The organism is Thermanaerothrix sp. (assembly GCA_026417795.1).
GTDB lineage: Bacteria > Synergistota > Synergistia > Synergistales > Synergistaceae > Thermanaerovibrio.
Genome location: JAOACP010000031.1, coordinates 14507 through 23203 on the forward strand (window position 1 = coordinate 14507; position 8697 = coordinate 23203).

The 8697-nt window shown below is 61.1% G+C and carries 9 protein-coding genes and 1 pseudogene; 7 read left to right on the forward strand and 3 right to left on the reverse strand.

Features of this window, described 5'->3' with window-relative positions:
* Nucleotides 1–832 (reverse strand): annotated as a pseudogene (locus tag N2315_07190) (HD domain-containing protein).
* A 168-nt stretch (nucleotides 833–1000) separates the two neighbouring features.
* On the opposite strand from N2315_07190, the gene N2315_07195 reads away from it, so the two are divergent.
* Both N2315_07195 and N2315_07200 read left to right on the forward strand, forming a co-directional pair.
* Nucleotides 1001–2557 (forward strand): ABC transporter substrate-binding protein, encoded by a 1557-nt coding sequence (locus N2315_07195; GenBank protein ID MCX7828972.1) that lies wholly within the window; start codon nucleotides 1001–1003, stop codon nucleotides 2555–2557.
* 64 nt (nucleotides 2558–2621) lie between these two features.
* A complete protein-coding gene (locus N2315_07200) occupies nucleotides 2622–4100 on the forward strand; it encodes an AMP-binding protein (protein MCX7828973.1) in 1479 nt (492 codons plus the stop codon).
* Nucleotides 4101–4266: 166 nt separating this feature from the next.
* Here the strand turns inward: N2315_07200 and N2315_07205 are convergent, their stop codons facing one another.
* Both N2315_07205 and N2315_07210 read right to left on the reverse strand, forming a co-directional pair.
* A complete protein-coding gene (locus tag N2315_07205; protein MCX7828974.1) occupies nucleotides 4267–5514 on the reverse strand; it encodes an MFS transporter in 1248 nt (415 codons plus the stop codon).
* A 99-nt stretch (nucleotides 5515–5613) separates the two neighbouring features.
* Nucleotides 5614–6336 carry a glycerophosphodiester phosphodiesterase family protein gene (locus N2315_07210; protein ID MCX7828975.1) on the reverse strand — a complete coding sequence of 241 codons (723 nt, stop codon included), beginning with the start codon at nucleotides 6334–6336 and terminating at the stop codon, nucleotides 5614–5616.
* Between the two features lie 317 nt (nucleotides 6337–6653).
* On the opposite strand from N2315_07210, the gene N2315_07215 reads away from it, so the two are divergent.
* The 5 genes from N2315_07215 to N2315_07235 all read left to right on the forward strand — a co-directional run bounded on the left by N2315_07215 (nucleotide 6654) and on the right by N2315_07235 (nucleotide 8426).
* Nucleotides 6654–6854, forward strand: coding sequence for a DUF1659 domain-containing protein (locus tag N2315_07215; protein ID MCX7828976.1), 201 nt, complete (start codon nucleotides 6654–6656; stop codon nucleotides 6852–6854).
* 26 nt (nucleotides 6855–6880) lie between these two features.
* A complete protein-coding gene (locus N2315_07220) occupies nucleotides 6881–7078 on the forward strand; it encodes a DUF2922 domain-containing protein (protein ID MCX7828977.1) in 198 nt (65 codons plus the stop codon).
* A 117-nt stretch (nucleotides 7079–7195) separates the two neighbouring features.
* The gene (locus tag N2315_07225) at nucleotides 7196–7369 is read left to right on the forward strand and encodes a YvrJ family protein (protein ID MCX7828978.1); all 174 of its coding nucleotides are present in this window, start codon (nucleotides 7196–7198) and stop codon (nucleotides 7367–7369) included.
* Nucleotides 7366–7680 carry a D-Ala-D-Ala carboxypeptidase family metallohydrolase gene (locus tag N2315_07230; protein ID MCX7828979.1) on the forward strand — a complete coding sequence of 105 codons (315 nt, stop codon included), beginning with the start codon at nucleotides 7366–7368 and terminating at the stop codon, nucleotides 7678–7680. The genes N2315_07225 and N2315_07230 overlap by 4 nt, the downstream gene beginning before the upstream one ends.
* 158 nt (nucleotides 7681–7838) lie before the next feature.
* The gene (locus N2315_07235; protein MCX7828980.1) at nucleotides 7839–8426 is read left to right on the forward strand and encodes a nucleoside deaminase; all 588 of its coding nucleotides are present in this window, start codon (nucleotides 7839–7841) and stop codon (nucleotides 8424–8426) included.
* Nucleotides 8427–8697 lie beyond the last annotated feature (271 nt).

An 8697-nucleotide genomic window follows, 5' to 3' on the forward strand; every position in this document is an offset into this window, starting at 1 on the left:
CCAGTATGCGGGCTATGATGGGTATGTCCCTGCCCTTGAGGCCGTCTGGGTAGCCGGAACCGTCCCACCGCTCGTGGTGGTGCCTTATGCCCAAGAGGATGTCCCGGTCGTCCTCCCCGGATTCCCGGGCTATCCTCTCGCTGTGCAGGGGATGCTGCCTTATTATGTCCATCTCCTTGGGGGTGAGGGGTTCGGACTTATCCAGGATCTGCCTTGGTATGGCGCTCTTGCCGAGATCGAACATTAAACCCGCCTTCACCGCCTTGTCCACCAGGGGCTGTTCGCACTTCCTTATCTCGCAGAGCCTCTTGGCCAGGAACCCAGCCAGCAGGGACACGTTGAGGCTGTGGGTCTGGGTGTAGGAATCGGTCTTTTCCGGGGATGTGAGGGAGTAGAGTATCTGGGTGGTCTTCTGAACCTCCTGGCTCAGCATGCCTCCCAGCCGGTCCACCTCACCCTTGGGGAAGTTGAACTTCTGGTCTATGGTGAGCTTGGAGAAGATGTCCGACATGGTGCGGCTCACCTCGCGGCTCACCTCGGGGTTCACGGTCTCGAAGGAGGAGTCTATCTGCTTTAGGAGCTCCTTCATGACCCGGTTGTCCACCTTGTGGGAGAACTCCAGCTCCACCTGGTCGATACCCTGTCCCTTGAGGGACGACACGAGCCTGTCGGGGTTTTTGAACTTCGTCAATATCTCCCCGATGGGGACCTTGTTGGGCACCAGCACGGCGCTTCCCGTGGCGTTGAAGATGTTCTGAACGAAGACCGCGTCCGGATAGGATGGAACCTCTTCAACCGGCACGACCCGGCGATACCTGGCGGCGTGTTTCATGGCTCACTCCTCCCCTGGGAGGCCAATCCCCCAGATTAGAATAACAACTTAAGTATATATGAAAAACAAGAAAATTCCATACCCCTTGGGCCGTGGCGCTGAAGGTTAGTTTTTTACGGATTTATTATAGAATTAGCCCTGATAGTTGGAAACGGGGGAATGGGTGTTTTGGACGAATCCATGGCTATGGACAGGATAGGGGCGGTTATAGAGAGGTACGGCAGGGACCTTTTGGAGGACCCGGACAGGCTTCAGCAGCTCTTGGAGGCGGAGGGCCCCGAGGGGCGGGAGTGGTTCTTCCCCTTTGTGCTGGCCCTTCGGACCGCCCTGGAGATGGGCTATGAGATGCCCGTGGACTCCGCCGAGGGGGTGTTCGTGGCCCAGGCCCTGCAGGACCGGTTCGGGGTGGAGAAGGAGAAGGCCCTGTGGGGGGCTTCGGCGCTGGCGGTGCTGTCCCGCAGGTTTTACGGCACCAGCTCCGAGGCGGTGAGGTCCCGGGGCCATTCGGGGGGAGGAAGGGTCATGATAGGGCCTCTCACCCCCTCCCAGGCCCTTTGGGCCGCCATGGTGATCCTCTGGATCTTCGCCGCCCTGTCCTTTGGGGTCTACAGGATGATGGCGGACCGCCGTCCCGACGGGGGGGAGTTCAGGGTAACCCTTCTGGCCCCTTTGAGCGGTCCTGAGGGGCCCGTGGGCCAGGTGATGTTAAGAGCCGCCCAGATGGCGGCGGAGCAGATCAACTCCCAGGGGGGGGTTAAGGGCTACCGGGTGAGGCTTTTGGGCTTTGACGCCCATGACCCCTCGGGGCCCCCTTGGGAGGAGGTGGGGGGCCGCATGAAGGAGAGGACCCGGCCGCACCTGGTGCTTTGCGCCGCCGGGGACGAGGGGGCCCTGGGGTTGGTGGGGTGGAGCGAAAGGACTCGAACCCCGGTGATAGCGGTGGACGCCAAGGACCCTCAGGTGCCCGCTGTGAGCCCCTACAAGCCCAACCCCTTCATGTTCGCCATGCTGGCCTCCCCTGCCATGGAGGGACGCTTGGCCGCCTACTTCGTCCGCCAGGGACTTAACAGGACCGGGGCCTTCCTAGTGTTCGACGGCTCCAGCCGGAGGTCCGTGGAGGCGGAGAGGCGTTTTGAGGCCTCCTTCAGCGGCATGGGGGGCCAGGTTTTTGGCAGGGTGGACGTATCATCGGGAGGGAACGGTTCGGTGGTGCCGTCCCTGGAGATGGGGCCCGGGGGGCCCCAGGCGGTGGTGGCCTTCCTGTCCGGCGATGGGCTGGCGCGGCTGTTTAAGGGTTTGAGGTCCAAGGGGTTCGCCGGCCCATTGGTGGCCCTTGGCAGCCCCGAGGGGTTTGGAAGGGACCTTAAGTTCATGGTCAACAGCTGGTGGATAGCCGACGCCTCCCCGGGGGACGTTTACGTGCAGCCCTTCCTGAAGGCCTACGCCGAGAAGTACAAGGACCGTCTATCCCGGGAGATGGTGTTGCCCGCCATGCTGGCCTATGACTCCATGAGGTGGGCGGGGGACGCCTTGTCCAGGGCCTCTGCCTTCTCCCCCGAGGGGATAAGATATGCCCTGTCGGACACCAAGTCCCTGTCGCTGGTCCACGCCACCCTGTCGGTGGACCCCTCCACCCATGCCCCCTACAACAAGGCCATGGCCCTCATATACGTGGGCCCTCATGGGGCGGCGTTCCAGCGGAGGATATGGATGGGCCCCCGGTAGGGGATGGTATAATTAAAATATCCGACTGAACGTTGAAGTTTTAAGTGCCGAGAGGGGAGAGCGCATGGATCGTCTGGAGAGGGTTCTTAAGGGGAAGCTGCAGGAGTCTCCCGGGGCTTCCTGTTACTGGTGGATGGGGAACTGGAGGAGCCGGGAGGACCTGGCGGACCTGGTTTTGAAGAGCCGCAAGGTCCTGGAGGAGTCCGGCTTCGGGGAGGGGATGAGGCTTGGCATCTTGATGCCCAACTGCCCCATGGTGCTGGCCCTTTCCATAGCCTGCTGGAGCCTTGGCGGGGCGGTGGCCCCCATGAACGCCCGGTCCGGTCCGGAGGCGCTCCTTAGGTCCATCTCCATACTGGACCTTCACGGGGTGGCCTACGTGGAGGACCGGCCGGAGATAGGCGAGGCCCTCTCCAAGGCGGGGATGCCCTCCACCCCTTGCGGCTTGGAGGGGCCCTTGAGGCCCTTCACCGGCCGGGGGGCCTCGGAGCTTGACGACCCCAAGACCGCCGTGGTGTTCAGCACCTCCGGCACCACCGGCCTTCCCAAGGCGGTCCCCATATCCCACGGGAACATCCTGGACAACGTGACCTCCTCCATCGAGCACGTGGAGTTCCTGCGGCCCGGGGAGGTGATGCTTAACGCCCTGCCCAACTTCCACACCTTGGGCTACAGCGTGTCTGGCATACTACCCCTGGTGGGGGAGATAGCCCAGGCCATACTGCCCTCCTTCGTGCCCGCCGATTCCGCCTTGAGCACCATAAACGCCGCCGCCGTCACCGGCATAGTGGCGGTGCCCACCATGCTTTCCATGCTGATGGGGGCGGTGTTGAGGGGTGGGGAGAGGCCCAAGGGGGTTTCCTTCATAATATCCGGCGGCGACAAGCTCAACGTGGAGATGGACAGGCGCTGTGCCGAGCTCCTTGGGGCCCCCATACTGGAGGGATACGGGCTTACGGAGTGCTCCCCGGTGGTGTCCATAAACCAAAGCTACGAGTCAAGGCGACTTGGCACCGTGGGCACCATGATAAAGGGCTACGAGTACCAGATAAGGGACCTGGAGGGGAACCGGTTGGACGAGGCCTCCGAGGGGGTCCTTTGGCTCAAGGGCCCCTCCATCACCGAGGGTTACTTCCGGGATCCGGTGAACACCGCCGCCCGCTTCAAGGACGGGTGGTTCGACACCGGCGACGTGGTGCGCATTCAGGACGGCTACGTCACCGTGCTGGACAGGGCCACGGACATAATAATAGTTGGGGGTTTCAACGTGTACCCCCAGGAGGTGGAGCTGGTTCTCATGGAGCATCCGGCGGTGTCCCAGGCGGTGGCGGTGGGGGAGAGCCACAGCATGACCGGCCAGGTGGTGAAGGCCTTCGTGGTCCTAAAGGAAGGTCAGGAGGCGTCGCCAAGGCAGATAATCGACTTCGCCAAGGAGAAGCTGGCCCACTTCAAGGTGCCCCGCAAGGTGGTTATCCTCAAGGAGCTTCCTGTCTCCAGCACCGGGAAGGTGAGCCGCCGGGCGCTTAGGGAGATGGAGATCTGACGGTATGGCGCTTCCCCATTGGGGCTGCCTCCCTTGGGGCCTTTGCCTTGGGGCGGCGGGCCCGCGGGGGCCTTGGGATGCTGGGGCTTAAGGGTAAAAGGAGAAAGTGCTGGGGGAGGCGCCTTGATAGGGCCTCCCCCTTGCGGTTTTTTGGGTTTGGGTCCTGCTACTCCTCCGCCCCGGCGGGCTCCAGTGCCTCCGACGCGCTGGATTCGCTGCGTATGTACTTAAGAAGCATGTGGGCGGAGGCGAAGCCTATGAGGGCCAGGGCTATGAGGGACAGGAATATGAGCCTGTAGCCCTGGATGCCCGGGTGTCGGTCCAGCAGGTTGCCGAAGTAGCTGTAGATGAAGGTGTCGGGCAGGTACCCCACCAGGCTTATGGCCCCGTAGGCGGCCCCCGCCAGGGAGTTGGGTATCCTTATCTCGTCCACCGGGGCGAAGTAGGTGCCCTTCACGGCGAACACGCAGAAGGAGGCCGTGAGGGTGACGGTGAGCATCACCAACAGGAGCTTGGGTTCGCCGGGTATCATGTAAAGGCAGCCAACCAGGGCGGCCACCACCAGGAAGCCGATCCGTATGAAGCGGGTGGAGGAGCCTATGCGGTCCGCGATTATGCCCCCCACGGGGCCTCCGCCCAGCCTTAAGCCGTAGGTCCTTATGATGGCTATGAAGGCCCCCATGGAGACGGACATCTTGAAGACGTTGGTGAGGTACGGGGTTATGTATGTGAGCCCCGCCCCTATGCTGTAGCCGGCGAAGATTATCATGGCGGAGAGCCATATGGCGGGCATCCGGAGCACGTCGCCTATGCCGTCGAAGATGGAGGTCCCCGCCTGGGCCACCTCGTCCTTCTTCTCCTCCAGCAGGAAGTAGACCACCACGCCCAGGGCTATCATGGCAACCGAGTAGAACACTATGGCCCCCTTGAGGCCCAGGAGGGTGGCGCCGAAGGCCTTGAAGATGAAAAGGGCCCCGAAGGCGCTCAAGGTGGCGGAGAGCCCCCTGCCGAAGTCCAGGAACCCGAAGAGCCGCCCCTGCTCGGAGCTGTCCCCCAGCATCTTGACGCTCTTGAGCATGGTGGGCCAGAAGGTGAACACCGTGGTGAAGGCCCATATGACGTGGATCGCCAGGGCCATGTGGTAGCCCGGGAATGTGGAGTAATAAAGCCCCGTAATGCCGGTGGTTATGAGGGAGAATGGGACCAGCTTTTTGTAGGGGAGCCGGTCCGCAAGTATGCCCCCCGGCAGGTACAGGAAGAGGTTGGCGATGCCGTAGACGGTCATGAGGTTGCCTATCTGGGTGTTGTTTATCCTGAGGGCCTCCTGAAGGGGTATGTAGAACCTGTCTCCCTTAGGTACGGAAGCTGGTAGATTATCCCCCCGGAGAAGGCGAGGCAGAACAGGGTTATCCACTTCTTGACGTTTCGGATCATGGGCGATCCCCCTTCTGATGGTTGGTTTTTATTTTTTTGTTAGATAAGCAAAAAGCGGATTGAGGCGTGTTGTCAATTTCTATGCCCGCAGGAAAAGATCCGGCCGATCGGTGAAGATGCCGTCCACCCCCAACTCTTCAAGCTCCCGGGCGGTGTCGGGGGGGTTCACGGGGTAGGAGAGGATCTTAAGCCCCCGGTTTTTGAAGGCCTCCGCGTCCTCCCGGTCCACCAGCTCGAAGGCGGGGTGTACGCTGTAGGGGGTGAAGCCCAGGCCGTCCACGTAGGCTCCGGGATTCAGGAGGTAGTTGTAGGTCAAAAGCCCTATGCGCACGTCCTCCAGCAGCTCTTTGATGGTTCTTAGGGCCTTGTGGTCGAAGGAGGATATTATCACGTTGTCCCACCTTCCGAAGCCCTTGAGGGTCTTTGCCACCGCCTCCTCAAGGCCCCTCCGGCGGAAGGTAAGCTGTTTCAGCTCCAGGTTCAATGTGACGTTCCCTGGCACCGTCTCCAGCACCTCCATGAGGGTTGGTATCCGTTCCCCCTGGAACTCAGGGCTGAACCAGCTTCCCGCGTCCAGCCGGCGGATCTCCTCCAGCGTCAGGACCTCCACCGCCCCGGAGCCGTCGGAGGTCCTGTCCACCGAGAAGTCGTGGATGATGACCGGTTGCCCGTCCCGGGTGAGCTGCACGTCCACCTCTACGCCGTGAACCCCAAGCTGAAGGCCCGTCCTTATGGCCCTTAGGGTGTTCTCCGGCGCCAGCCCTGCGGCCCCCCGGTGCCCTATCACCAACATCTTGCTCATTCCCCCTCCCTGTTTTGGATCCCTTACTAATCGAAAAGGAGAGACCCGCGAACTTTGCAACGGTCCGCGGATCTCTCCTCTCTTGCGGGATCCCTTGATTCGCTTAATCTAGCATGCCTTAACCTCTAGGTCAACGTGTATTTTGAATTTTGATTTTATTTGACCTGTTGGGGCTATGGTTACATATAGTTATCTTTTAGTGCTATGTTGACAACCAAATGGCGGCGTGATATCCTCCCCTTGCCGACAAGGCAAGGCCCGGGCTCTGGATCCAACGTGGTTCAAGGAGGGTGATTCAATTGGCTGCCTATCAGAACGTGAAAAGCAGGGTGGTGCTCCGCCTAAACGGCGGGGTTGGGCAAAACGGCAAGACGGTGCTCAAGACCGTCCCCCTGGGTTTGGTGAGGGGGGACCTGGGCGCCGACGATCTCTACGCGGTCTCACAGGCCATAGGTGGGCTGTTGGAGCTTCCAGTCATGGAGGTCTTCAAGCAGGACACCGACGGCATAGTGAACTAAATTGAAGCGGGTGAGGTGGTGTGATCATGAAGACCCTTCGTATGCGGTTTGTGACCCGGGAAGGCAAGGGGCTCAGCGTGAACCTGCGCCATCCCAAGGAGAACCTGTCCGCCGATGAGGTGCGCTCGGTGATGGAGCTCATGGCGTCGAAGGACATCTTCCCCGTGCCGGTGACCGTGGACTCCTGTTCGCTGGTGGACGCGGGTACCACTAAGCTCTTCTAGGGTACCCAATCTAAGCGGTGGTTCTCCTCAAGGAGGACCCCTGACTTCGCCGGGGGGAGTCTTAGGTCCCCCGGCGCTTTTCTTACCCTTTGGCGTCTTGAAGGAGGGGAGAGCCCCATGGAGGAGATGATAGCCTCCGGCGTTCAGACCGCCTTTTCGATCCTGGTGGCGTCGTACCTTTTGGTGCGCATGGAGGCCAGGATAGAGGGTCTGACCCAGGCGGTGTCGGATCTTAGGGGGACCATAGAGAGGGCCTCCCAGTTCCAGGCGGGGGGTGGTGTCGATGGATGAGAGATGAAGTAAGGCGGTTTCGGTGCCGCTGCTGCGGCGTTTGCCTAATGAAGCCTTCGTTTCTCAGGGCCTTCGCGGCCCTGGAGGATCGGTGGGGCCCCTTGAGGGTTACCAGCGGGTACCGATGCTTCAGGCATAACAGGGCGGTTGGAGGGGTGCCAGGAAGCCTCCACACCCGAGGGCTCGCGGCGGACGTGGCGTGCCCAAGGGAAAGGCAGGTGGAGCTGGGAACCGTCGCCAGGGAGATGGGCTTCAACCAGGTGGTGCTCTATCCAACCCGGGGGTTCGTGCACCTTGGCATAAAGCCCTGAGGTTTCTAGCCCCTTATCGGCGGGCCCCGGATAGTTCCGGGGCCCTTCCCGTCCAATGGGCCCTAATGTCCCAGGGTAGGCGGGATATGCTGATCCCCTCTTGCAGGAGCCCCCTTATCATGCGTGTATAATTAACCATATATCCAGGGGGTGATGGGATGACCACGAAGCACGATGATCTTACCCTTGCGACTCGGTTCCTCGATGTTATCCAACAGGACATAATGCCCCTCACCGAGCGGGCGGTCCAGATAGGCTGCAAGGTCTTCGGGGCTGCGGTCTTAAGGCGGGACGACCTTTCCTTGGTGGTGGCGGGCACCAACCAGGAAGCCTTCTCCCCCCTTTGGCACGGTGAAGTTTACACCATAAAGCTCTTCTACGAGCTCCAGGGGCACCCGGACCCCTCGGAGTGCCTGTTCCTCTCCACCCACGAGCCCTGCTCAATGTGCATATCCGCCCTGGCCTGGTCGGGCTTCAAGGACGTGTTCTACTTCTTCGGCTACGAGCACACCAAGGAGGACTTCAACATCCCCCACGACCTCAAGATGCTCAAGGAGGTCTTCAAATGCGACCATCCGACTCCCAACAACTGCTACTACACCAAAAGGTCCATAATGGAGATGATAAAGTCCATCAAGGGCCCAGATGCCGCCCCGTTGGAGGAGAGGGCCAAGGCCATAAGGGAGGGCTACGCCCGGATGTCCCAGGTGTACCAGGCGGGGGAGAAGAAGATGATACTCAAATGACCCCCGGCCCGTCATAAGGGGCCGCCCTTTAACGGCGATCGGGATCAACGCCGTGACCTAAGGATGAACGCAGCGCCCATGTGGAGTTTCGGCAAGTAAGCCAAAGGCCGGGGAGCCCCGGCCTTTTGGTCTGCCTTTTAGGGTTTTGCGCCAGCCTATGCCTTAAAGGCCCGATTCGGCGCCCGATGGAAACCGCAAGACCGCCGGGCTCCGTGGTCTGCCGGCGGTCTTGCGGGCTTCAGCGTATCTTCCTATTCCGCGTCCTTTTTGC